28 protein-coding genes are annotated in these 24,852 nt (G+C 31.0%); 8 read left to right on the top strand and 20 right to left on the bottom strand.

The features are described from left to right. Nucleotides 1-451: 451 nt before the first annotated feature. The 3 genes from J5Y03_RS17845 to J5Y03_RS17835 form a co-directional block, all read right to left on the bottom strand. On the bottom strand, nucleotides 452-592 hold the full coding sequence (locus J5Y03_RS17845; RefSeq protein WP_209407362.1) for a hypothetical protein: 141 nt from the start codon (nucleotides 590-592) through the stop codon (nucleotides 452-454). A 232-nt stretch (nucleotides 593-824) separates the two neighbouring features. After that, on the bottom strand, nucleotides 825-1,238 hold the full coding sequence (locus tag J5Y03_RS17840) for an HIT family protein (protein WP_209407361.1): 414 nt from the start codon (nucleotides 1,236-1,238) through the stop codon (nucleotides 825-827). A 48-nt stretch (nucleotides 1,239-1,286) separates the two neighbouring features. Then, nucleotides 1,287-2,546, bottom strand: a complete 1,260-nt coding sequence (locus J5Y03_RS17835) for an ATP-grasp domain-containing protein (RefSeq protein WP_209407360.1) — start codon at nucleotides 2,544-2,546, stop codon at nucleotides 1,287-1,289. Nucleotides 2,547-2,777: 231 nt separating this feature from the next. Between J5Y03_RS17835 and J5Y03_RS17830 the strand changes: the two genes are divergently transcribed. Together J5Y03_RS17830 and J5Y03_RS17825 are read left to right on the top strand one after the other, a co-directional pair. After that, nucleotides 2,778-4,022, top strand: coding sequence for a helix-turn-helix domain-containing protein (locus J5Y03_RS17830; RefSeq protein ID WP_209407359.1), 1,245 nt, complete (start codon nucleotides 2,778-2,780; stop codon nucleotides 4,020-4,022). Nucleotides 4,023-4,024: 2 nt separating this feature from the next. Next, nucleotides 4,025-4,183: a hypothetical protein gene (locus J5Y03_RS17825; protein ID WP_209407358.1), complete on the top strand. Its 159-nt coding sequence runs from the start codon at nucleotides 4,025-4,027 to the stop codon at nucleotides 4,181-4,183. A 112-nt stretch (nucleotides 4,184-4,295) separates the two neighbouring features. On the opposite strand, the gene J5Y03_RS17820 is transcribed toward J5Y03_RS17825, so the two are convergent. Both J5Y03_RS17820 and J5Y03_RS17815 read right to left on the bottom strand, forming a co-directional pair. Next, the gene (locus J5Y03_RS17820; RefSeq protein ID WP_209407357.1) at nucleotides 4,296-4,526 is read right to left on the bottom strand and encodes an excisionase family DNA-binding protein; all 231 of its coding nucleotides are present in this window, start codon (nucleotides 4,524-4,526) and stop codon (nucleotides 4,296-4,298) included. A 178-nt stretch (nucleotides 4,527-4,704) separates the two neighbouring features. Beyond that, nucleotides 4,705-5,112 carry a cytosolic protein gene (locus J5Y03_RS17815; protein ID WP_209407356.1) on the bottom strand — a complete coding sequence of 136 codons (408 nt, stop codon included), beginning with the start codon at nucleotides 5,110-5,112 and terminating at the stop codon, nucleotides 4,705-4,707. 209 nt (nucleotides 5,113-5,321) lie between these two features. Here J5Y03_RS17815 and J5Y03_RS17810 point away from each other — a divergent pair, with 209 nt between their 5' ends. Further along, nucleotides 5,322-5,582, top strand: coding sequence for an alpha/beta-type small acid-soluble spore protein (locus J5Y03_RS17810; RefSeq protein ID WP_209407355.1), 261 nt, complete (start codon nucleotides 5,322-5,324; stop codon nucleotides 5,580-5,582). Nucleotides 5,583-5,653: 71 nt separating this feature from the next. Here J5Y03_RS17810 and J5Y03_RS17805 read toward each other — a convergent pair whose 3' ends face one another. The 4 genes from J5Y03_RS17805 to J5Y03_RS17790 form a co-directional block, all read right to left on the bottom strand. Then, complete coding sequence (locus J5Y03_RS17805; protein WP_209407354.1) at nucleotides 5,654-6,433, bottom strand: class I SAM-dependent methyltransferase; 780 nt, start codon at nucleotides 6,431-6,433, stop codon at nucleotides 5,654-5,656. A gap of 146 nt (nucleotides 6,434-6,579) precedes the next feature. Further along, nucleotides 6,580-6,840 (bottom strand): hypothetical protein, encoded by a 261-nt coding sequence (locus J5Y03_RS17800; RefSeq protein ID WP_209407353.1) that lies wholly within the window; start codon nucleotides 6,838-6,840, stop codon nucleotides 6,580-6,582. A 1-nt stretch (nucleotide 6,841) separates the two neighbouring features. Next, nucleotides 6,842-7,216 carry a hypothetical protein gene (locus J5Y03_RS17795; protein WP_209407352.1) on the bottom strand — a complete coding sequence of 125 codons (375 nt, stop codon included), beginning with the start codon at nucleotides 7,214-7,216 and terminating at the stop codon, nucleotides 6,842-6,844. Nucleotides 7,217-7,322: 106 nt separating this feature from the next. Then, nucleotides 7,323-7,691, bottom strand: coding sequence for a DUF2089 domain-containing protein (locus J5Y03_RS17790; protein ID WP_209407351.1), 369 nt, complete (start codon nucleotides 7,689-7,691; stop codon nucleotides 7,323-7,325). 418 nt (nucleotides 7,692-8,109) lie between these two features. Here J5Y03_RS17790 and J5Y03_RS17785 point away from each other — a divergent pair, with 418 nt between their 5' ends. Continuing rightward, nucleotides 8,110-8,286: a hypothetical protein gene (locus tag J5Y03_RS17785; RefSeq protein WP_209407350.1), complete on the top strand. Its 177-nt coding sequence runs from the start codon at nucleotides 8,110-8,112 to the stop codon at nucleotides 8,284-8,286. Nucleotides 8,287-8,330: 44 nt separating this feature from the next. Here the strand turns inward: J5Y03_RS17785 and J5Y03_RS17780 are convergent, their stop codons facing one another. Next, a complete protein-coding gene (locus tag J5Y03_RS17780) occupies nucleotides 8,331-9,236 on the bottom strand; it encodes a DMT family transporter (RefSeq protein ID WP_209407349.1) in 906 nt (301 codons plus the stop codon). Nucleotides 9,237-9,491: 255 nt separating this feature from the next. On the opposite strand from J5Y03_RS17780, the gene J5Y03_RS17775 reads away from it, so the two are divergent. Further along, complete coding sequence (locus J5Y03_RS17775) at nucleotides 9,492-10,550, top strand: DUF3900 domain-containing protein (RefSeq protein WP_209407348.1); 1,059 nt, start codon at nucleotides 9,492-9,494, stop codon at nucleotides 10,548-10,550. Nucleotides 10,551-10,657: 107 nt separating this feature from the next. Here the strand turns inward: J5Y03_RS17775 and J5Y03_RS17770 are convergent, their stop codons facing one another. Next, nucleotides 10,658-11,317, bottom strand: coding sequence for an MIP/aquaporin family protein (locus J5Y03_RS17770; RefSeq protein ID WP_209407347.1), 660 nt, complete (start codon nucleotides 11,315-11,317; stop codon nucleotides 10,658-10,660). Nucleotides 11,318-11,498: 181 nt separating this feature from the next. Between J5Y03_RS17770 and cdaS the strand changes: the two genes are divergently transcribed. Continuing rightward, nucleotides 11,499-12,122, top strand: coding sequence for a sporulation-specific diadenylate cyclase CdaS (cdaS, locus tag J5Y03_RS17765; protein ID WP_209407346.1), 624 nt, complete (start codon nucleotides 11,499-11,501; stop codon nucleotides 12,120-12,122). 118 nt (nucleotides 12,123-12,240) lie between these two features. Here the strand turns inward: cdaS and J5Y03_RS17760 are convergent, their stop codons facing one another. From J5Y03_RS17760 to J5Y03_RS17750, 3 genes are all read right to left on the bottom strand, one after another. Beyond that, nucleotides 12,241-13,473 (bottom strand): serine hydrolase domain-containing protein, encoded by a 1,233-nt coding sequence (locus J5Y03_RS17760; RefSeq protein WP_209407345.1) that lies wholly within the window; start codon nucleotides 13,471-13,473, stop codon nucleotides 12,241-12,243. A gap of 234 nt (nucleotides 13,474-13,707) precedes the next feature. Further along, nucleotides 13,708-14,151, bottom strand: a complete 444-nt coding sequence (locus J5Y03_RS17755) for a threonine/serine exporter family protein (protein ID WP_209407344.1) — start codon at nucleotides 14,149-14,151, stop codon at nucleotides 13,708-13,710. Between the two features lie 15 nt (nucleotides 14,152-14,166). After that, nucleotides 14,167-14,925: a threonine/serine exporter family protein gene (locus J5Y03_RS17750; protein WP_209407343.1), complete on the bottom strand. Its 759-nt coding sequence runs from the start codon at nucleotides 14,923-14,925 to the stop codon at nucleotides 14,167-14,169. A gap of 472 nt (nucleotides 14,926-15,397) precedes the next feature. On the opposite strand from J5Y03_RS17750, the gene J5Y03_RS17745 reads away from it, so the two are divergent. Continuing rightward, nucleotides 15,398-16,171 (top strand): tyrosine-protein phosphatase, encoded by a 774-nt coding sequence (locus tag J5Y03_RS17745; RefSeq protein ID WP_209407342.1) that lies wholly within the window; start codon nucleotides 15,398-15,400, stop codon nucleotides 16,169-16,171. 540 nt (nucleotides 16,172-16,711) lie between these two features. Here J5Y03_RS17745 and recQ read toward each other — a convergent pair. From recQ to J5Y03_RS17715, 6 genes are all read right to left on the bottom strand, one after another. Next, nucleotides 16,712-18,853 (bottom strand): DNA helicase RecQ, encoded by a 2,142-nt coding sequence (gene recQ, locus J5Y03_RS17740; protein WP_209407341.1) that lies wholly within the window; start codon nucleotides 18,851-18,853, stop codon nucleotides 16,712-16,714. A gap of 200 nt (nucleotides 18,854-19,053) precedes the next feature. After that, entirely contained in the window at nucleotides 19,054-19,530 is a 477-nt protein-coding gene (locus J5Y03_RS17735; RefSeq protein WP_209407340.1) for a YbaK/EbsC family protein, read from the bottom strand. Nucleotides 19,531-19,761: 231 nt separating this feature from the next. Further along, complete coding sequence (gene cbpA / locus J5Y03_RS17730; protein ID WP_245208954.1) at nucleotides 19,762-20,388, bottom strand: cyclic di-AMP binding protein CbpA; 627 nt, start codon at nucleotides 20,386-20,388, stop codon at nucleotides 19,762-19,764. Nucleotides 20,389-20,653: 265 nt separating this feature from the next. After that, entirely contained in the window at nucleotides 20,654-21,415 is a 762-nt protein-coding gene (locus J5Y03_RS17725; protein ID WP_209407339.1) for a dioxygenase family protein, read from the bottom strand. A 373-nt stretch (nucleotides 21,416-21,788) separates the two neighbouring features. Next, on the bottom strand, nucleotides 21,789-22,361 hold the full coding sequence (locus J5Y03_RS17720; RefSeq protein ID WP_209407366.1) for a YybS family protein: 573 nt from the start codon (nucleotides 22,359-22,361) through the stop codon (nucleotides 21,789-21,791). A gap of 171 nt (nucleotides 22,362-22,532) precedes the next feature. Beyond that, nucleotides 22,533-23,963: a PQQ-dependent sugar dehydrogenase gene (locus tag J5Y03_RS17715; protein ID WP_209407338.1), complete on the bottom strand. Its 1,431-nt coding sequence runs from the start codon at nucleotides 23,961-23,963 to the stop codon at nucleotides 22,533-22,535. Nucleotides 23,964-24,422: 459 nt separating this feature from the next. Between J5Y03_RS17715 and J5Y03_RS17710 the strand changes: the two genes are divergently transcribed. After that, nucleotides 24,423-24,698 carry a hypothetical protein gene (locus J5Y03_RS17710; RefSeq protein ID WP_209407337.1) on the top strand — a complete coding sequence of 92 codons (276 nt, stop codon included), beginning with the start codon at nucleotides 24,423-24,425 and terminating at the stop codon, nucleotides 24,696-24,698. Nucleotides 24,699-24,852 lie beyond the last annotated feature (154 nt).

Genomic DNA, 24,852 nt, shown 5'->3' with positions numbered 1-24,852 from the left:
TTTCTCTGTAAATAGCTTTTTACTCATTCTAACTTTTCCCCAATTTCCATTTTTTCTTATTATACAAAAAAGTACCCTATAGGTAGACTTTTTTTAAGTGTCTATTCTATAGGGTACATTTTAATTTTGGAATGGTAGTTTGTTTTTATTCAAGGCTGTTCTCGTATTATTGAAGTATGTGTAAGTTGATTTCCACTCCAGGATGCTCGCTTTCCTAGGGGCGTGAGCTGAGCCTCCTCGTCGCAAACGCTCCTGCGGGGTCTCAGCCTTCCCGCATTTCCCACAGGAGTCGAGCACCCTTCCGTTCCAATCAACTTCTGTATTTTAAATTACATAACCTAAAAAAAACAATCTTTTAGGAAAGAGTCTTTTCAAATGAAAAACCACCATAACGGTGGCCAAATAAGGTTATTTTTCTAATTTTCATTTTTAAAATTGAAATTCAAATTACTTATTCTACCCTATCTTTTTTATTTGTAGATGTCCATTGGTTATTTGTAGCATCTTTTTGATTTTGACGAGATTTTTCAGTAATTTCAACATTTGGTCCTGCCCATTGATTGTTATTTTCGGTTTTTTTATTGTCTGGCATTTGTAAAACCTCCTATTTAATAAATAGTAATGAGCAAATTTACTACTACCGCCTTGTAATTAAGCTCATTAATAATGTTAGTTTGTGTAATACGTTTTTATTTATTACAATCATTTCTGTAAGCTTATAATGTTTAAAACCGGTATTATTTTTATTCTTTAAGCCTAAAGATTTATATCGCATAAAAATAAAACCATAACTTATATATAAGCCATGGTTTTAAAGCTAATCATTATCTAATTTTCTTAAATTTAAGAGAGACATTTTTTTGTTGATAACCTGAAATATTAAACATCCATTCTAAAGTAGGCATAATCCACATATGGAAACATTGAGAGGTTTCTTGATTAGAAAAGTAAAAAACTCTTTCAATACCATATTTTTCCCGCTGGACTTTTTTAATTTTAGAAAGAATCGTGATATAATCTGCTATTTCTTCTTCTGTTAATTCTCCATAACTTTTTATTTTACGTTTTGATTCTATTTTAACCATTCCTCTAATTGGATAACTCAAGTCCTCTTTTGCAGTGAAATAGTTTGATTCAAGAATTAAAGTTGATTTTTTCTGTGTATATTCAATTAAGTTTGTAAAATTATATTGTTTATCTTCAATCGTTTTTTTATTTAAAAAATTGATAATCCCCATAGTGTGACCTCCACTTTTAGAATAATTTCATTTCACACAACCTGATCTTTAACCTTTGACACTAAAAAACATGACTAGTTTTTTGAGTGCAGTTTTTGCTAATTCAAGAGCATGAATCGGATTTTCATCAAGTGTACGAACATATGCGATTCTAGAATAAGAACTCATCAATCTAGAAACTTCGGTATTTTCATTAATCAGTAGTTTAAATTCTTGTACCCCTTCAGAACTAGCAACATCCTCGGTATTCCGAATACTATTAAGAGTACCTTCAAAATTAATATGTGAATACCAAATTGCAGCACCTTTTTGATTAGACTTTGCTTGAATTAAATCGTCTTCCAAGCGATCAGCAATTGGGAGTCCTATAATTTGTTCAACATGATATTGTAAAGAGTCAATTCCTAAAGAATCCTGTATTAATTCTGGTATATGATCTTCTGCAGGACAAACATGAACTTCTATAATTTCCGGCCCTTCCGAACTGATAATTAAATCAGAATGGGTCATACCAAATTGAATATTTAATGAAGATAATACTTTCTCCAAATAAGTCTTAATTTGGTTTTCAACATCTGATGTAATTTGTGCAGGTAATGAATGACCTACTGGAACTCTACTTACATGATCTATATGTTTTTCTAAGATCGATAAAATAATATGTTTTCCATTTTCAGAAAGTGTTTCTACACTATATTCCCTTCCAAAAAGAAACGGTTCAATCATCAATGTAGAAGTTTCATATCTAGGTGAGTTTGAAGTTTCTGATAAAAGATAAGCTTCATCTATTTCTGTATCATTATTGATAACTGTAATACCTGTACAGGACCGTCCTTTTGATGGCTTGAGTATGGCTGGAAAACCAAACTCATTCGTAAATTCTCGAATATCTTCAATTGAATTGATCAGTTTACTTTGGATTGTCTTTACCCCAACCTCTTTCAATCTATTCCTCATAAGATGTTTATCCAATATCCATGAGATGGTTGACGAGCTGTGATAATTTAGATTAAGCTCTTCCGAAATTGCACTTGCTTTATCTTGATCGATTTCTACAAAAGAGATGACACTATCAAATGGATCAACTTCATTCATTTTTTTAGCATACTCAACCCATAGTTCAATAGGAGCATGATCTTGGATTATGATTACGGCTTGATTTTGATCAATATTGTCTAGGAATTGTAATTCAGATGTTCGACAAATGACACTTGTTTTAATAGAAGAATCAATCTCGCGAAACTTGGTTATTAAATTTGATGCGCCAACAATTAGTAGATGTCTTTTAAGTTCATTTTTACTATTCATGTTAATGAGTACGCTCCTTCCTATAGTATAAAAGGACTAAAGAAGTTTATTTCGGAATCCTAGTTTTGAAAAAAAATATTTCTTTTGTAGTTCTTTGTAAGGAGTAGATAAAAGAATAGTCGAAATTTATAGGAAATTGTTGTCAATTTTCCAGAAATACAATGACAAGCTATTTTTTTTAGACTAAAATAAAAGTAAAATTCTGTAAATCGGGGTTTTGGAGTGGAATATATGTTCGATAAAGGGTCAATCATTCAATATTTTCGGCAGAAAAAAGGACTTACACAAGAAGAATTAGGACATGGAATCTGTTCAAAAACACATTTAAGTAAAATTGAGAGAGGTTTAACAGAAGTATCTGATGAAACTATTACCCTTCTTTGTAATCGAATGGGTTTTTCTATGGAAGAAGAACTTGAGAAACTTGAAAACGTTCAAAAGCTTATAGAATCACTACAAAAACAACTAACTCACCAAGACAAACAAAAAGCATTAAACATTATCGAAGAACTAAACAATGAAGATTTTAAATATATCCAACCACTAAATATTCGATATATATTATTGAAAGCAAGGTATTACCTAGTTATTGATGAGGTAGATTTGTGCAAAGAAATTTTATTTTCAAGAACTTTTAGGAATCAAAAAATACCCCAACCTGAAGAGGATTTACTCAATCATACACTAGGTATATACTATATTAAGAAGAATGAAGTACATACAGCATTAATTTATCTGAAAAAAGTCTCCTTAGAATTATACAGAAACCCAGAAGTTCATTATCATTTAGCACTTGCCTATCATATGTGTGAAGGTTTCATATCGGCTTATTATCATCTACAAAAAGCAAAAGAATTTTTTATCTTCACAAATAACTATCATCGAATACTAGATACTGAATCTCTTTTACTAATGATAACTGAAGACGAAGGGCATCTAGAATTTAGTGAAGTGCAAATGAGATATGATAATTTATTGGATATTGCAGATAAAATTAAAGATGAAGGACGCCAAGTTTACTTACTTCATAATTTTGCCTATCAACTTTATAGACATGGGATGCATCAAACTGCTGTTATATATTACCAAAAAGCAATGAAAGTTAATAAAACTAATAAGTTTAATTATTTAAATTCATTCTTTGGATATATGAGATGTGTTTATGATGGTAAATTAGAAGATGAACAAACCATAATCTCAATCATAAAGGAGGGACTTGAAGAGGCTACTTCTTCAAAACAATTACTTTTTATACATTTTTTCAAGTTATATTTTTATAAAGTAAGCAATGAAACTAGTAACTATTATTCTTATTTAGAAGTAAGTTTAATTCCCTATCTTTATGAAATTAAACACAAAACATACTTTGATTATTTTATAAAAGATTTAATTCAATTTTATATTTTGAATGATGATAGTAATAAGTTGCTTCAATTCTCAAAGAATTATTCTATAAAAATATCAATGGAGGAATAAAAATGAAAAAAATTTTATTAATCACTGGAGTTTTAGTAGTTCTTGCATCTGTTTCTTTTAACTTAGTAAATAAAGAATCTGATTTAACATCATCTCAAAGTATGACAGCTAGTAGTTCGCAACCAATTACACCTTATAATAAAATTTTTCCTGGTGCTTAATAATTATAATTAAACAAAAACTGAGTTACTTATAACTCAGTTTTTGTTTTTTCAATTTTCAATTTAGTTTAATGATTTCATATAAAACCTAAACTTATGTAATAATTATAGTTTAGTCCTCATCCTTCACATCAATATCTTCAGGTATAGGTTCACTGTTTAGCTCTTCTAACAATTTCTTTGCTTTTTCTACTTGTTCTAAATGATGATTAAATTGCTCTTTATATATTAAATACTGCTCTCCGTCATGTACAACTCGAATTTTATTTTGTAGTATTAGATTTTCGATATAATCCTCATTTAATGATAATAATTCCGCTGTTTCTTTTATGGTCAGGTACATATGCTCCCCCTATTTTCTTACTTCATTGATCAATATTATTTTTACTCTTATACTCTAAATTTTTTATTTTACTATTTTAACACATTAATTTTTATTTCACATAAATTTTGCTACACAAAAAAAGAGCACATCTACCTTAATAGACAGCCCTTTCACATCAAAACACCACTTTATGTAACTATTCTTTTATGTCATTACCTTCTTCTACAATATGGAACAATAAATGTACTAGTTGATGAATGGACGAATTTTCTTCTAATTCTTTCTCTTCTTCATCATCTGACTCATCAATAAATTCTAAATCGTTTAGATATAATGCCATAAATTCATAATAATCTTTCATTGCGAAAGAATAACAAGCTGTTGGATCTTCACTTTCCTCTTCGTACTGTAATACTAAATGAGATACATCTCCCCTTGCATCTTCAGCATCAAAAAAGACAAAAAATCCTATGTTTGTATCTATTTCAAATAAATGTCTTGTTCCACCTTCTGTAGCTTTAGTGTAATCATCTTCATTTAATTTTTGAACTTGCATTGTATCAACATTATCTTCTTTATGAAATGTAACAACAAATGAATTCATTTACCTCTTCCTCTCAAACATACTTTTTAAAATTTATGAAGTGCCAGCAAAATTATAGATATATGTAATATACCCCTTTCTAACTAAATTCAATCTGATCCACATAAAATTACTGAACAACTACCTTAATAATAATCAATTTCTTCTTTAAATGCATTACTCATTCTTTTTTAAATCGTGGGAATCATAAAAGTGAAGGAGTGATTGTATTGGCTAGAAAAAATAAGCTACTTGTTCCAGAATCAAAAGCAGCTTTAGATCAGCTGAAAGCACAAGTAGTAAATGTTAACAATCCAGAAAATGCTAAATTTGAGGCCGCAAAGGAAGTTGGGGTTTCTCTAAATAAAGGATATAATGGTCAAATATCAGCTAAAGAAGCTGGTCAAGTAGGCGGTAGATTAGGTGGTAGTATGGTTAAAGAATTAATAAAAATTGCTCAAGAAAACCTAAGAAAGAAGCATAATTACTGATAGATAAACCTTCTTATAACAAAAAGTAGAAATATGAATTAAACAACATATTTCTACTTTTTCAAACATTTTTATTTTTGTGCAATCCAAATCGTCCATCTTTCTTTTTCTATTATCGGAAAGTTCTCGCTTACTTTTTCATTAATTTTATTTGCTAATTCATTTAATTCATTATCATTTAAATGAAATAGTAATGAGCGTCCGTTTCTAGATAGTAATTCTTCTTTTAATTCATTCTTTGAATAATATGTTTTTCGATATTCCCAGAAAGTAATTTCTTTAACTTCTTTAAAACCTGTTTCAATTAAACTTTCATTCACTGTTTTTGAAGCATGTCTTCTTGAAATATCTTTTTCCACCAATTTAGGAAAAAATTCTAAAAAATATCCTCTAATATGCTCACTATCCCCATTTAACAGGCAGTCTTCTTTTGTCCGATCTTGTATAATAAATTGACCGTTTTCATTTAAAATCCGTTTTGCTTCATTAAAACAATTAATTAAATCTTTTTCTTTAATGTGATGTATAAGAGCTCTTTCTAAGACCACGTCAACTTCTTCAGTTTTTAAGTTAGTTTCAGTTGCACTCCCATTTTGGAATTTAATATTTTGATACTCCTTACAATTTCCACTAGCTCCTTCCAACATATTTTTTGATTGATCAATACCAATAACATTTTGAGCACCTAATTCACTTAATGCAATTGAATAGATCCCTCCACCGCATCCAATGTCTGCTATACTTTTATTTCTAACATCCACGTGTTGTAAGATCAAATTTTTCCAATTATCATCTGCACTTCTTTTTGTGTACATATCTTTGGATATTTTCTCAAAAAATGGTTTCTCCATTATCCTCACCTCTCTTCAAGAGTACGCTTTCCTTTCCAATAACAAAATAATTGAAAATTTATAGAGATTGATAAGAAAAACTTATATTTTTACAGATGCAAAAAAGCAACCAATCAGTTTTTAAATTGGTTACTTTAGTACTAAAATTATAAAGTTATTTTCACATTTGTTCCATCCTTCGATTGAACATCTACAATTGTTAAATTTCGGAACTCTTTTAATGTTTTTAACAAATCTTTTACACTTTGAAAGTCAAACTCATTTAAATTCGTTCCACATTCTTTGTCTATTTTATTAGTAGCAACCTTCAATAAACGTTCTGAGGTAATTAATCGAAGAGCCATATACGGAATTGGAACAAAAATAGGTACTTTCATCTCTGGAAGATTAACTTTAATTTTAATCATATTATTCGATTACGATGAACACTTTATCTTCATCTGTTGTGATATCTACGATTGGCCCGTCTATTTCATTTTCAATCGCAGATATTATCATATTCATATCCACATCTTTCAAATACTTTTCTGATTGTGGAAATTTCATCGCTACATTTCCAAATAATTTAATTAATTTCAATGGAAGATTAATATTTACTTTATCTCCGTCAGAAGATAATACTCGAACTCGAAGCGATTTACTTAAATAATTATTATTAATAATCAAGTCTTTTCCGTTGTTTTTTGATTCGCCTTTTAATGCAATTAGTAACTCCGTAGCTTGTTCTTTATCAACCTTTTTGTCTTCCAGCATCGTTAAAATTTGTGAAATTTCTTCTCTCATTTTACCTCTCCCTTTCGTTATAGACAATTCCAAAAATTCTTGATAAAGTAATGATGTAAATTATTTTTCCAATGGTACTTTGTCTCCGCAAAAGGCAAAGTACTTTTTATTCCTGGTTTAACTGCTTTATTGCTTCTTCAGGTGAAATTTTTCCATTCTCAAGTAAATCTAACACAATCTTCTTATTAATAATTTCTTTTTTCTTTTTATTTTCGTACCCTAAAGCTAAAATGACTTCCTCTAATTTACCACGAACAGTTGGATACGAAATATTAAGCTCTTTTTCCACTTCTTTGATGTTACCACGACATTTTACAAATACTTCAACAAAGTGCAATTGTTCTTTTTCTAAGTAAAGTAGTTTAGGTAATTTAAATGTATTTTCAATTGTAGTTCCGCAACAAGAACACTGAAGTTTTTTAGCTTCTAGATTTTCAGTGCACACTGGACACTTTGTTAAAATCTGAATATTCATAAAACAACTCCTTTCTTAATTCATATTATATGCTTTATTTTAAAATATTCAATCAATTTTAAGCATTTAATTCAAATATTTAATTCGACAATTAATATTATTAATGAACCGATTAATTTTATTGATAATCTAAACGTGTTGATTGATTTTATAATTTGGCTATTTTCTTTTACATTGTTGCAAATTTAGAATGCGTTAGTTGATTACAACTCCAGGAACTCGCTTTCCTTGGGGCGTGAGCTGAGCCTCCTCGTCGCTATCGCTCCTGCGGGGTCTCAGCCTTCCCGCTATTCCCACAGGAGTCTCGCACCTTCCGTAGTAATCAACTTCTGTCTTTTAAAATAATAATCTCAAAAACAACAATCCTTAGAAAAGATCCATTATTATGTTATTTGGTACCATAAAAAGGAGGTAATTAATGAATTCCTTTCATGTCTGTGCAACATGTGTGCACTTTCTTGCAAAAAGAACGGATGCTAAAATGACTTACATTTGTTCTCGGTTAGGATTTGAAACAAAAACATCCTATTCGTTTAAATGCTGGGAACCAAAACCTACTGTAGTTCAATTGATGGAGAAAAGGAAAAAGGTTTAATCGATCATGATTAAACCTTTTTTAATAGATATTTTATTGTAAAATTACATAGCTTCATTTTTTACTTTCGAAAATTTCTTAGGGAGTGGTATTTCTGATAAGAACATACCTCCGACAATTAATGCACCTCCTAAAATTGTGTGCATCGTTAATGTTTCTCCACCATACAAGACCGAAGTCATTGCTGCAAATACTGGCTCTAAAATAAAGATAAGAGCTGCTTTTGTTGATGAAATATGTTTTTGTGCAAACATTTGAATAGAATAAGCAATACTTGTGCAAAAAAGAGCTGTAATGACGACAGCAAAAACAAATGAATTGTTTTGCCAAAGTGAAGCTGAAAAAATCCTTCCTGTGTTTTCAAAGAATAATGAAAAAATCGAACTGCACACACCAACCGTTAAAATTTGAATAAAAGCAAAGGTCAGCGGATTGATTTCTTTGGAATACTTTCCAGATAAAATAATATGAAATGCAAAGGCAACAGCACAGCATAATGTTAGTGTATCACCAATATTAAATGAAAAGTGATCGTCCGATGTAAGTACTTTTAGACCAAATAATGCAATTATACAAGCAATAATCGTTCCAACAGATGACCGCTCTCTAAATACTAGAAATAAAAATACAGGAACGAAAATGACACAGATTCCTGTGATGAACCCTGATTTTGATGATGTTGTATAGAGTAAACCAAATGTTTGTAATAAATACCCTGTAAAAGAAATAAATCCAACTCCACAAGAAATCAAGATTTGTTTTCCAGTTAGCCCACCTTTATAATTTTTTAACCAAAACGGTAACAGAATACAAGCTGCCAATAAAAAACGAATAGCATTAAAAGAAAAAGGTTCGATAAAAGCAATTGCATTTTGTACGATTACGAATGTAGCTCCCCAAAAAAATGTAACAAATACTAATAATATTGTAGCTAATACTTCTTTTCTCAATTGATCAATTTCCCCTTTTATATGAAGTGTATGTAAATAAAAAGCATTATTTTTTAAATATTATTTCTACTATATCATTAAAGTTAAATCTTTTAAACAATTCTAAAAATTCACTTACAAAATAAGAGATTATTTATTTTCTATTATCCAATTGTTTGATAGCTAATTCTCTAATCTTTTATCTCCCCTCTCTCGTTGACGATATTTTAATTCCTCTCTATACTTAATACCAGATTAAAGAAAAAGGTGATCGTATTGGATTTTGAAATAAACTTTTTATCGTTTTATGTTGTTACTGTTGAAGGAAAAGGTGAACAATCTGATAAACGATATAAACATTTCCAAACACTTGATTCAACTATGTATGATCAAAGTGCTCTAAAAGATTTTTTAGATGGTGAACTAGCTAAGATTGCAAACCGAAAAGTAGAACGTCATCCTAAAAACGACCAAGTTCCTACAAAACTTGGCCATTTTATTGTAGAAGAAGGATATGATTTAGAATCAAACCCAAATTACAATTTGTTTCAAAGAATTCGTTCTGCTAAAACGATTGATGAATTTAAAGAAGCAAACGAATTAATCATCTCTACTTATATCGATGCAAGTTCTGTAAGAGGAGGCGTTTTCCTAGTAATCCAGGCAAAACTTCGAAAATATTTTGATGAACCATTCGTTTTTATCTTAAAGTGTGATTTTGAACCAAAAGTGGCTTCTATTTCCGATGAAGCTACGTTAATTCATAATGTTGAAATGGCGATCACAACAAAAAATATGAAGTCTATTCAGTATCCTTATATGCCTGAACTTGGTATGTTAGAAGAAAGAGAACTTAAAATTCATCAAGCTTCTCATGCGAGATATTTTGAGGATTTTTTAAAGTTTGTTTCGTATGAGGAATCAATGCCAGAAATCGTAAAGTCACAGGTTATGACAATGGTCTATGATAAAATCGATGATGTTTTCGAGGAAGAAAGCCCTGAACGTGAACAATTTGAAAATGCGATGCAAGTTTGGGCAGCAAGTCCAAAACGTGAACTAATTGAACGCTTTACCTCAGAAGAAGTTGTTGAAGCTTCAGCTCAAATTGTAGAGCACACTCCTGAAATTGAATTAAAATTCAAAGCTGACCATGTTGGTATTAATGCCCTATTAGCTGACTTTGGAGAAAGCCTACACATTGCAAAGGTTAACGGTAAATATGTTATCTTAGTTGAAGCCGAAACACTTCAATTTGAAAAAGGTTTTTCACCGATTGAATTTTTAAAGCCGGATGAATTTCAAACTGTTATTGAAAAAATCAAAATGAAATAGTTATTAATTTTGAAAGTAAAGTCTCTAGTATACAACTAATCAATTTAACTTCAGAGAAGAGTGTGTAAAGGTACCACTCTTTTTTGAGTTTCTAAGCGTAATTTATATCAATTTTTAGGAATTGAACTTTGTTTTTGCATTGCTTTATAGATTAATGCAGCAAGTAATCCACCCATTAATGGAGAAATAATGTAAATCCATAAATCGTGAATATTTCCTGAAATTAGTGCTGGGCCAATAGAACGTGCAGGATTCATGGATGCCCCACTGATTGGTCCCCCAAACATAGATTCAATACAATTCGTAAAACCAACCGCAATTCCGGAGAATGGCCTTAACGCCTTAGGACTAAAAGAGGAATTTAAAATAACTGTTATTAAAAAGAAAGTCAAAATAAACTCAAGTAGAAAAGATTGATTCCACGTACCTATTGGATTGGTACTACCAAGAGAAGCTATATTACCGAAAAGAATTAATAAAGATACACTCGCGAACATACTGGCAACAATTTGTGTTAGTACAAAAACGATCAATTCTACTTTACTGATTTTTTGATTAATAAAAAAAGCAATCGTTACTGCAGGGTTAAATAGAGCACCTGAGATATGACTATAAGCATAAATTAATGCTGTTAAGACAAAACCTGAAGCAATTGCTTCACCAACATGCGTAAGTCGATGAGTCATTTCATTTACCATAATTGCCCCTGTTGCTGTAAAAACTAAAAAATATGTACCTAATAACTCACTAATTATTTTCTTTATCATTTTTTGCTCCACATTGCTCTATATTATCGGAATTATGTCTTCATTATCCTTTCCAAAATCCTATTAGAAAATGTAGATTCCCCCACAATTGAATTGATCTAATTATTAGAGTAATTGAATACATTCGCTAAGGAAGGAGAAAATTAAGAAAGACAATTGTGAGATTAGAGGTGCAGTTAAAATGGATTCCTTAGAACTTGAATTATCTGGTACATTAAAAGAAGGATTAAAAAAGAAGCTCCATAAAATTACTACAAACATTCATCAAATAATGGATAAGATTGAGCATAAGGGTTGTGGAATTTTAAATGAATTTGAACATATTCATAGTATTTTTAGCGAAGTGCATATGACAACAGCCTCTTATTATCTTCAATCCTATTTGTCCCCTTATACTAATCAATTTGAAGAACTTTCAATTATCGTTCAGCATCTTTCAGAGCATAATCATGGCGCACTCATTGCGATACAAAGAAATGATGAACTTAATTCTTTGATCCATTCAGGAACCCATGTAAATGCTACCCTTTCAGCACCTCTATTAGAATCCATTTTCTATCCAGGTAGCCCTCTTCATGATGGAGCTGTTCTATTAAAACAAAATACAATCGTATCTGCTGGAAACGTACTTCCTCTATCTGCATCTTATAAAGGTAAACAGAAACTTGGAACTAGGCATCGCGCAGCAATTGGTCTATCAGAAAAAAGTGATGCTCTATGTCTTGTTGTTTCTGAAGAGACAGGTAGGATTTCCTTTTCATTCAAGGGTGGTTTATACCCCATTCATCCGGGAGGGCTTGTTTAAAATAAGTCTGGAATTATTTAGTAATGATACGTTAATTCCTTAGTGTCATAAAAAACTACAAAGTCCTATTAGTAAGAACTTTGTAGCTTCTTAGAATCATTTTACCAAGATTTACTTTTCAAATAACATCTTGGATGATATTTTGATAAATTGCCGAAGCTAGTTCAACTTCAACATCAAATCTAGTCTGTATAGTTGAATCAAATCTACAACCATTCATCATAAAAATAATGCCAAATTCTTTTTCCTCTTCCCAATACATATCACTCAATAACCCATATGCCTCACCAGAATGGCCAACCATATTAGGATATTGAGAGAGAAAATCACTGCTAATATGAAATTGCAAACCCATTTTTGTAAAAAATCGATTTAAATTATCGCTTTTCCAATGAACAGTTTTCATCATTTTTGCGGTATGTTCTTTTAAAATTCGTTGATTCTTGTATTTTCCATTTTGCATATGTGCAATCATAAAGTGACTTAGTTCTTCCACCGAGATATAAAGACCACCTTGAGGATTGAACATCCCACCATTTGAACCTGGGATATAGTTATTCCAATTTATATTTTTTTGATTTTTACTCCCATCGATCGTAACCAAATATTTATTGGATTGTTTATCCCATTCGTAAAGTGTTGCTATATTTCCAATTTGTTCATTTTTAGGATAAGAAAAAGCAGCATTCTTTATTTCTATGGGTTCAAATAGGTTATCAATAATATAGTGGTCAAATCGTTTTCCTGATATTTTTTCAATGATCGCTGCAATTAAGATGGATCCTAAATTTGAATAAGTCCACTTTTCATTGGTACCAGGTTTCCATTCTCCCCATAGAAGTTTATTGTAAAATCGACCATCTTCTAAAAAGATTTCTTTTAAATTAGGTACTTTTTCAGTCTGTGAACTTGCTATAAATCGAGCATAGACACTGCCATTTACATCATCTGAGTTTAATGAGGAAGTATGGGTTAATAATTGTCGTAAAGTAATTTTCATTTTTGGAAAGTGTGGATTTCTAATAAGAAAACCTAGATAAGAACTTACATCCTCATCTAAATCAACTTTATTATCTTCAATCAGTTGCATAACTGCTGTTGCTGTAAACAACTTAGAAATTGAAGCAATTCTAAACTGAGTTTCTTCCGTCATTAATATCTTCCTAGATAAGTTTTGGTATCCATAAACTGAAGACCAAACAACTTTTCCCTTTACTACTGCAAGTGCCTGTAAACCAACGACACTATATTTTTTCATGATTTTCCTTATTTCCACATCAATACTACTTTCATTTTGTTTAACTGGATTGTCTAGAATTTCTTTCGTTTCTTTATTGAAATTTGATTTCACTATTTAATCACCACCTATACTATTAACACCTTGAATTGAGAATATCAGTTAGTATGTATCTCGAAAGGATAAGTTTTAAATTCTCCATTATTTGATGAGAATCCTCTTTAATACAATTTTAATCTACTATTTGCATTGCTAATAAAAAAAGCTACAATGTCCCTAATAATAAAAGAACTTTGTAGCTTATTACTTAACCCTAGTTAACCTAGGCTTCAAAATGTATTTTCAATTTTATTTAGCGATTCCCAATTTAGATTTACGAATAATTTGATTTACTACTTCAGAAAAAACAATTCCAATTGCAATTGCACCTGACAGCATAAATGCTTCTGCAGCAATACTCATAGCTTTACTGTAATCATTTTCAACGAAGTATTTCATTGCATTAAAAGCCATTCCACCTGGTACTAACGGTATAATACCACTAACCGTAAAAATGATAATGGGAGTTTTATATAGTTTCGCAAATATTTGACTTATTACAGCGACAATAAATGATGCAATTCCAGTGGCAATGACGATATCAACACCATTTTCTGTTAGGATAAAATAGCTAATCCATCCAACCATTCCTACAAAACCGCATTTAAAAAGAGATTCTTTTGGTACACTAAAAATCATACCAAACGCTCCAGAAGCGATAAAACTCGTAATAATTTGTTCAATTAATTCCATATTGTTTAAAACTCCCTATTTAAAGATAATTAAGACACTCGCAATTCCTGAACCAATCGCAAATGCAGTTAGAAAGGCTTCAGCACCTTTTGATTGACCAGATAATAGATGACCGGCCATTAAATCTCTTACGGCATTTGTAATTAGTAATCCAGGTACCAAAGGCATAACAGAACCAATAATGATTTTATCAATCTCATGGCCTAAACCAATATGGACTAATCCTATTGAAATTAAACCAATAATAATTGATGCCATGAATTCTGCAAAAAACTTGATTGGTACTAGTCTATGAAAATAACCAAGGCTTAAGAAACCTCCACCGCCTGCAATCATTGCTGAGATAAAGTCATTCCAGTTTCCGTTATACATGATCAAAAAACATCCACTTGAAATTGAAGCTGCAATGAACTGACTTAGGAAGGAAAATGAAGTTTTAGAATTCTCTACTTCCTTTAATTTGTTATAGGCCTCTTTTAGCGACAAATTTCCGAAGCTTATTTCTCTTGATATTCTATTTACTGATGTTACCTTTTGTAAATCAGTTGTACGTTCTGACACACGAATTAATTTTGTCTCTATAGGTTCGTCAGTTTCAATAGAGAAGATAATGCCAGTTGGAGTAACAAAACTGTTCGATTCTTCAATACCAAACGAAGCAGCCATTCTTCTCATTGTATCCTCAACACGATATGTTTCAGCTCCATTTTGCAACAATAGTTTACCTGCCAGTAAACAAACTTCCATAATGTCATAATGTTTTTGTTGTTCCATCTTTATTTCTCCATTTAGATCTATTCATATTTTTATTGTTTCTAAATTTGTTCAATTTTATCTTAATAGTATACCTAATACACAGCATGGTATTATTTTAAAAAAATATAAAAAAAATGTCTATACGACATTTTTTTTGTTGTAACACATAAAATTAAGTAATAGAAACTTTTATTGTCTTTACAACATCAAACTCGATAAATTTTCTTTTTTAACCTAGTAAACCTATATTATTAATAATATTTATTATTTTTCAAATCTTATCATAGCATCTTTTCTTACTTTTAGTGAGTTAAATTTATGTAAATAAAAAAGAATATTTGTCTCTCATTCCTCTTCATTTTGTTTTTGAATTATTGGTTTATTGTTAAAGGCTATTTTCGGCTGGTTCTTTAAAGTTACAAATCTCAAATGTAACATTTATTTAGAAAAGACCCCTAGTTAAAAAACCAATTTTTATATAGGAGATAAAATGAATAATAAAAGAAAAATCACTTTAAATGGAGTTACAAACCTCCGTGATCTAGGTGGTTACCCTACAATTGATGGTCGAAAAGTAAAATGGGGTAAGTTATTTCGTTCAGATCAGTTAACAAATTTATCAGAAGCAGGTCAATCATATCTACAAAAAAAAGGACTAAAGCTAATAATAGATTTACGTACGAGTATGGAACGAAGAAAAAGGCCAAACCCAATAATGAAAGGTATAACGGATGTTCATTTTCCTATATATGAAGATATGACCCTTTTTGACAGAAATATGCTAAATATGCTGATAAATTTTAGTATGAATAGAGATATTCATTTATACTTTACTAACATGTATAAAAGAATGGTGACAATTACTACTGCACAAAATTCATTAAGGAACATGATAGATTTGATCATTAAAATGGATGACCCGGTAGTTTTGTGGCATTGTAGAGCTGGAAAGGATCGTACTGGATTTGTAACAGCTATTATATTACTAATTCTTGGAGTTCCTAAGAAAATCATCATGAAAGATTATCTATTAACCAATACATTTCGTTCATCTAATAATAATAAACTGATTAAAGAAGTTAACCAGAAGCCAAACAATCTCAATAATGGATTGATTACCTTTTTAAAAGCTGATGAATCTTATTTACAGGCAGCTTTTGACGAAATGAAATTACGTTATGGCTCTCCAGACAATTTTATAGAAAAAGTTTTAGGGTTTTCCAAAGAGAAGCGTAACCTTTTCAAAAAAAAATTCCTTGTATGAAACCTTAAATTTTAAAAGTTCATCAGCTACAATCGACTTAGATTGTCAAAATAATGAGAAAGGATTATACTATTGAGTATAGGAAAATACTAAAAAGAGATGTGCCGTTAACACATCTCCTCCGAATAGTTGTCTGCAAGGCAGCTTTCCTCGATTAAATAGGTCTAAAATAGCCGCTATCTCCCAGCAGAGAATATTAGGTGGCTATTTTTTTTTTGTAAAAGAAATGATGATCCCAAGTAAGCCGAAGATTACTGAAGTAGTAATGCCTATACATTGAAAAATTAACGTTACTATCTCATAGTCGGACATCGCATCACCTCCCTTCGTTCCCAAAGAAAGGTGTTCCACCTACAAAAACTATTCTGACTATATTTTATCATATTTATTACCAAAAAGAGAATATATGTTCTTACTTTTAGATAAAAAGTAACAAAAATATTCTTATGTAGGTCTTTTACAAGTGATATGATCATTAACAAAAAAATCTACCAACTGACGGTTTTGCAGTAGGTAGATTTTCATAATTTATTGATATTATCATAATTGAATCATTAGTATTTTACTTTTTACAATGACAGTTTTAATCATAAAATACGTAATTTCATCTGGTAATTTCTCTTTAATAGGTTTTAATTTTTCAATCCCTACTTCATCGATTACCTCCAAAATAAGTTCTTCATGTGAGGGTGATACAATTTTTCCCCACTCAATTTCCATACCTGCTTCAGCACTTTGAAGAATATGGTTCTCAATTGTCATTTGTGAAAATTCTCTCTCTTTTGCTATTTCTTTTAAAGTCATGCCTTGTTGATATAATTCATATGTTACTACGTAGGAAGGTGTATCATCTCTCTTACTAGATTTACTTCTTACTTTAGTAGTTTCAGTAAGATTCATTTCACCTTGTTGGTTTTCTTCATTGTATTTTCTAACAGCCTCTATTAAATATTTACCGTACCTCTGTTGCTTTTGAAGACCAATTCCTTTGACATTTAATAAATCTTCTTCCGTTATTGGAAGTTTACTACAAACATCTCGAAGTGTTTGATCAGAGAAAATTACAAATGGTGGTACTTTTTCTTGAGTTGCAAGTTCTTTTCTTATGGTTCGAAGTGATTCAAATAATTCATCATTGACTGTTAGTACTTTTACGGTCATTTGTTCTTTTCTCATAACTTTCCGCTGATTTAGTAATACTTCTTTCCCAGAAGTTGTTACATATAATAACGGGAATTTTCCATCAGTCATTCCAATCACTTGCTCGGAAATTAGAAAATCTATAAAATCCGTTACGTCCTTAGCCGATTTATCTTTTAGAAGACCGTAGGTAGATAATTGATTAAATCGGAAATCCAATACCTTCTGATTTTTTGAGCCAGTCAAAACTGAAGCTACCATAGTTTTTCCAAACCGTTCTCCCATTCGGATAATACAAGAAAGGACAATTTGGCAATCAGTTGTTACATCTATTGATGATCGATCATCTAAGCAATTACTACATTTCTCGCAAGATTTAGGATTTTCATCACCAAAGTATCGAAGGATAAATGACTGTAAACAACCTTCATAATAACAGAAATCTTTCATCGAAAGTAATTTTTGAAGTTCTTGCTTTTGACGATCAATATTCTCAGTTGATTGTTCGATTAAAAAACGCTGAATTTGTACGTCTTGTGCACTATAAAGTAAAATACATTCACTTTCTAATCCATCACGACCAGCACGTCCTGCTTCTTGATAATAACTTTCCATATTTTTGGGCATTTGATAATGAATCACGTACCGAACATTGGATTTATCAATCCCCATACCGAACGCATTTGTCGCAACAATCACAGTTAATTCATCATTTAGAAATAAATCTTGTTGGTTTGTTCGCTCTTTATCACTTAATCCTGCATGATATCTACCAACCGAAATTCCTTCTTTTTGCAATACTTCATAAACATGTTCGACTTCTTTACGAGTTGCTGCATAGATAATTCCTGATTCATTCCGATTTTGACGAACATATTTCTTTATAAAATCTAAACGATTCTGCCCTTTTATCACTTTAAACGATAAATTTTCCCTTTCAAAGCCAGTTACAATTGCAGTTGATTCATCAATCTGTAATAAATGACAAATGTCCTTTTTAACTTGAGGAGTTGCTGTAGCAGTCAACGCTATAACTGTAGGTTTATTTGGGAGTTGCTCGATTAAATTAGGGATACGCAAATAGCTTGGTCTAAAATCATGCCCCCACTGCGAGATACAATGTGCTTCATCAATCGCAACCATTGAAATTGGTATAGAAGATAATTGATAAACAAAGTCAGGTGATTCTAGTCTTTCAGGAGCAATATACAAAATTTTATAATCACCATTCTGTAATTCTCTTAATCTTCCATTATATTCACTAGAGGATAATGAGCTATTGATAAACGTTGAAGGTATTCCAACTTGATCTAATGCATCCACTTGATCCTTCATTAAAGAAATTAACGGAGATATAACGAGGGTAATTCCAGGGAGAAGCGTAGCAGGAATTTGATAACAAATCGATTTACCTCCACCAGTTGGCATAATCCCTATTGTATCTTTTCCACTTAATACTCGAGATATAATTTGTTCTTGTCCATTCCGAAAACTTTCATAACCATAATAATGTAGTAAATTTTGTTTTGCTTTTGTAAGCATTTGAAAACTCCTTTTAGATTGAAAATCTACTAAATGATAATCCTATTATACTATATTCTTTTATAATGCAAATTTACTTTTTCAAATTGTTCATTGGGCAAGGATGAATAGAAATAAATTCAGGTTCTAAAACTGCTTTTTAATAGAAAAAAAGAGATGAATACACATTAAATTCGTGAAAACATCCCTTTTATGTATATTTATTTAACATTTATTATTTCACCATTCGTTAGTTCTTTTAATTCAGTAGGAGTTAATTTAAATAGAGCTTTTGGATGACCAGCTGCAGCCCATATTTCAATAAATAGATATAAATCTTCATCAATAAAAATTTTTGATTTAGAAGTATGAGCTATTGGAGACACACCACCAATCACAAATCCAGTATGTTCTTTTACAAATTCAGGTGATGCTTTCCCTAGAGGTTCATTAACATACTGCTCTACCTTAGATTCATTAACTCGGTTTGATCCACTTGTAATGACTAAAATCGGTTGATTCGAATACATTCCTTTAAAAATAATTGATTTTGCAATTTGGGCCACTTCACAATTAAGTGCATCCGCAGCTTCTTGAGCCGTACGAGCACTTGTTGAGATTTCGATTACTTTATTTTCATACCCTTTTTTTAATAACTCATCTTGTACTCTCTGAGCACTTGGTTTCAGTTCGCTCATCTATTTCATCACCTCTAATTTCTTATGATAAAACTTAATTAACAAAACCATTTTTCAGTTAATTCTCATAAGTTATTCTATTTATTGAACAATAATCCTTTTGGAAAGTCAAATTTTAGACAAAAAAATAGACTCACTTTGTAATGATAGGCTTGAAACCCTTTTTTCAAGAGTAGTCCTATCTTTCAAAACGAGTCAGTTTTAAATTAACTTAAATTGTATAAAAACAACTTACAAACTCTCAATATGAATTACCCGTAAGCCGTGATTTTCTAAATCTGATGAAACGAGTTCTAATTTTTCCTCTGAAACATCTTTAGGTAAAGTTACAACAACTCTTCGAACAAAAAGATGTTCATTGTCCAATGTAATTAAACTTTGAATCGTTGTGTATTTATTTACAATTTTAGAGATCCTAGCAAGTGTTCCTACATAATCGCTAGTTGCTAAAGTAAGCGCAAAACCGCCTTTACTTAATCCCCATGAGTCTTGCAATAATTCTAATACTTTTGCATGAGTTAAAATACCTAAGAATCTTTTTTCATCATTTAGTACAGCAATATAAGGGAATTTTTTAATCGAAAAAAACAATTCAAAAAAAGATGAGTTTTCATAAATTGAGACGTCTGTATCTGTTACTAATTTAGATACTTTCTCATTTAAAGTGTTTTGTTTCTCATATTCCAAAATATGCACTTTATAAATATTCCCTATATATTTTTCCTCTTTTTTATCTAAAACAGGAATACATCTATACCCAGTTTTAATTAGAAAATCATATGCTTCTTTTAAAGTGAAATCTTCATTGATGTATTTAACTAGATGCCGTTCAACATAATTACCTTTGATCCGCATCATTTTCCCCTCCGTTACAAAACAAAATTTTATAAAAGTGAACTACTTTTAATCCTACGTATAAAATCAATACAATATGAATAAAGATTATGAGTTTATAGAAATTTTATGAAGTGGTCATATAATCTAAAAAAATGAATGGTTTTACAGAGGAATTTCATGGATGAATCTCCATTGAAAGTCTTTTTTAAAGAAGAATTTTCAGAGAGAAAAAAAGATGAACATCCATATCTTTAAATGAATGTTCATCTTTTTTTATTTTTATCAATTAAAAAGCAAAACTTAAATAACTTAAATTCCCAAGCTCATACCCTCGGTAGATCCACTTTGGTTCCAATTGTCCGCTACCCATTGCAATAAATAAAGGTACAAAATGTTCTTCTCTAGGTACAGCTAATCTAGCATGTGGTGCTTCATTATCCCAATTAAATAACGCATCTAAATCCTGATTTTGAACTTTTTCTATTACCCATTCATCGAATTCAACTGCCCACTCATCTGGTGTTGTTTGATTCCACTTAAGGATGCGCAAATTATGCACTAGTGCACCACTACCAATTACTAAAATATCTTCCTCACCTAAGCCTCTTAGTGCTTTACCAATTTCATACTGCTCTTTAGCTGGTAAAGTTGGATTAACTGAAACTTGAACCACAGGAATACTTGCATCAGGATACATATGTTTCAGTAAAGTCCATGAACCATGGTCCAATCCTCTAGAAGTATTAAAGTTTGTAGGAATGTTATTTGCTTTTAAACGTTCGCTTACCATCTCTGCAATCTCTTTTGACCCTTTTGCAGGATAAGTTATCTCGTAAAGTTCTTTTGGAAATCCACCAAAATCATAAATAGTTTCATATACTGAATCTGTGTATCCAATTGTTGTTGTATATTCTTCAAAATGAGCAGAAAATATAACGATTGCCTTTGGTTTAATATTTTCGCCTATTTCTTTTAGTGCTTTTGTATATTCATTGTTTTGGATTGCGATCATTGGAGATCCATGTGCTAAAAATAATGATGGTATCATTACAATGCCTCCTATAAATATTCATTGGTTTTTAACTTACTATAAGTAACTTACTTACATTATATAACATTGATTAAACCATTACAACGCATATAAGTTTATATTCAACATTTTTAAGACTATTATTGTAATACTTCATTTATTATTTCCAATACGAAAAATAAACCAGTAAATAATTTATCAGGACCTAATTCGTAAAAAATCATAAAAAATAAAGATTGATACATGTTATTTTTGACTAATGTATCAATCTTTTACTTTTGCGCCCGATTTTCGGGAAGTATATAGTCTGTTTAACTTGTGTACTTGTTAATTTTATTGTCTAGAGGCAACTATCAACCTATCTTTAAAAGCAAAAGATTTTACTAAACTTTTAAGGCAATGCCCGACACAATCTATTCATGAGTATTCTACAAACTTCCGCGAAGATCCAGCAGTAAAGAAAACAAAATATAAATATTATTGCAATAACCATTGGATCCCTAGTTGTATCAACAGTTGGTCCTAGCAAAGGAAAACGGAATCCATACAGAATCACCATAATACCAGTAAGTAAACATATTGATACAAAGGAAACAATCAAAATTCTTCTCTTCAATTGTAAAAACGCCACACCCATCGCTATACCTAATAAACCTGTTGTAAATGGAAAGATAATTAGTTCACTAGGCTGAATAATAAATAAAAGGAAAACGGAAAGGGTAAAACAGAGGATTCCCTGGCGGATAGAAACGTAAGTAGCTAGAAAAATTGGTAATGTCGCTAGAGGACTAATCAGGAAGCCAATACCAGGCATAAAGCCTCCCGCTGATTGAAATATAGTGGTAAATGTACTCAATAAGGCTGTAATAACTAACCTGGTTGTAAGGGCAATCTTACTTACATGAACATAGTTTGCACCAGTGTCTATCATCGATTGATACCAATAACGAACAAACCGATTGATCATAATCCCCCCTAAAAATAGCCAATTCTTCACTTCCTATACTATTCATTGCATTGCGCTATATGCAGTATTGCTGCATGTTAATAATCAAATGGAATGAAAACTGCCTCTCTATTAATATTTAAAAATAGAAGCTTTCTCTAGGGGGATTACGAATTTTTTATTTATAAATCATGGAACAATTTCAAAAATAGTACCTTGGTTAAAATCATTCACTTTCATAGAGCCATAAACCCCTAAATATAGTCTGGTTTGATCCATATTCGTTCCTAAACTCACATAATAAGCTGATTGAGACTCAAAATTATAATCGGTTTCAATAACACTGAAATCATTTAGTTTACAATCTGTACTTAACCTGGTATAAGCTAAAACCCCTCTAACCGGTGGCCGAGATTCTTCTTTTCGGGCAAAATCGGTAAACACAACGCATCCCGTTAAATTTTGAATTCCAGTCCCCATATATACCTGGACTCCTGTAAGTGCAGTTCCTCCAAACTTATCGGGTCTGGAATCATTATGAAAATAACTAGTTAAAGGCAGTAGTCGCCTCACTGAAGTTTTTACTGTTTCATCGTAATAAGCAAATGGTTTCTCATTCAAAGCCAGATTCTCAGAACAGCCCGTAATAAATGAAGTAGGAAAAGCTCCTTCCCACCCTCGCCAACCAAAATTTATAAGTCCTTCTGGGTCAGGTTCAGATCTTATTAAAGAGGATTGAATAAGCTGAGTAACCGGCATGGGTTTATAATGAACGAATGAAAAAATCGACTCTACCAAATCCTGTCCGACATTCCCCACATATTTGATATACTGATTATAAAACCTTTGAAATGAAATCCCAGGTATATTCCGAACCCCTTTGGCAATTACCGTAAGCGTTTCCTGAATAGGTACGGGAAGTTCATTAAAGCGCGTGACTACGGGTGGATTATCAATAAATGTATTCTTAACGACGTCAATTTCAATTATTTTACCCGCTATTTCCATATCATCTTGACTTAAATTAAATGGATCATACCCTGCTCCACCATCCCCAGTTGTTAAAACAAGTTTTCTGGTTTCAGGTGAAAAGTTTAGGCTATTGACACCATTGTGATTAAAAAATGGTCTTCTTATGTTAAGTAATGTTCGTCGTTTTTGAGGTTGACCATTCGATTGTAAAATCCATTCTTCTACCGTATCAATATGATCATATTTAGTTTCTCTATTTATCCACCTTAGGTTTAAAGTACTGGGATCACATGGGTTAGGCTTAAAATATTCAGAAAGAGCCCCTGGACCTTGTGTTCCAGCTACTGAATAATGAAGATAAAACAAACCATTATGAAAAAAATCTGGATGAAACGCTAGCCCTAGCAATCCTCGTTCATCATATCCACTACTAGAAACCCCTTCTTCAGAAGTACCTAATTTTATGACTCGCGAGCGAATATCTAAAAAAGTCCTTATATCTCCGTTTCCTATGTAAAAGATTTCTCCTACCTGGGTTGCAATAAATAATCTTTCAATCGATTCACCCGGAAGTATAGCTGTTTTCAAAACGGTGGGTAAATTTATGTTATTTACAATGGGTCGTAAACTAACCTTTACTTTTATCAACTAACTTTACACCTCTTTTTATTGATTTCTCTTAAAAGAATATGATTAGAACTGTTCTATTAGTATCAAATTAAGGCCAGAGAATTAGGGGAAATTACTTAAAAATATTTGATAATCATTTAAAATTACGGAGGCTTATCTTCATCAAGATTTTCAAAAATTGGGAAGTTTCGTCTTCCATTTGAAAGCAAAATAACAAAGAAAACCCCTTCACAAAGAAATGGTTTAAACGATAAACTCTAAGACATGCAGGATATTATTTATATTAAGTAAGAAAGAAAAAGAATAATTAATTAAAAAACATAGCAGATAAAGGGTGTTGTACCCTTTAAGTTGAATTTATCATAAGAGAGGTTTCCTTTTACCAGTAATCGAAACTTATACGACATTATGAGCGTATAGGTTAGTATCAAAACTGAATAAAGATTATTTTTATTGGAAGGGTTGAGACAATCTGTTATGTTTAATATATTTGAATTTTTAGGAGACTTAGTCACAGTAATATCAGGTTCAAAAAGTTTCCCTACAGAAGAGAAAATTAATGAGAATTTAAAGCAATTGAGAAAAGAACAATGGTTTCAAGAATTGTTTTCTGAACACACGAAATCTTTTTTAGAAAACAAACAAGTTCGCTTAACTGTTGGTTTGGCAAAACTTGATAAAATACTGAACAACGGAAAGAGGAAAAAGGATTTCCAAGAAACTCTTTTGATTCTCCTAAAAAAGAAGAAGTAAAAAAAAAAGCATGAGCATTCTGATGTGAATGACGATGCTTTTCTATTTGCTAACGGTTATGATTTTTTTGATATTGTGATTCAATCGCACAATATACATGAATATTTTATAAAGTATCATATTTTTTAAGGTTTTTTATATATTGGGTCTTTAT

The organism is Gottfriedia endophytica (assembly GCF_017814275.1).
Lineage (GTDB): Bacteria > Bacillota > Bacilli > Bacillales > Bacillaceae_G > Gottfriedia > Gottfriedia endophytica.
This window is presented reverse-complemented; position numbering and strand designations above follow the sequence as displayed.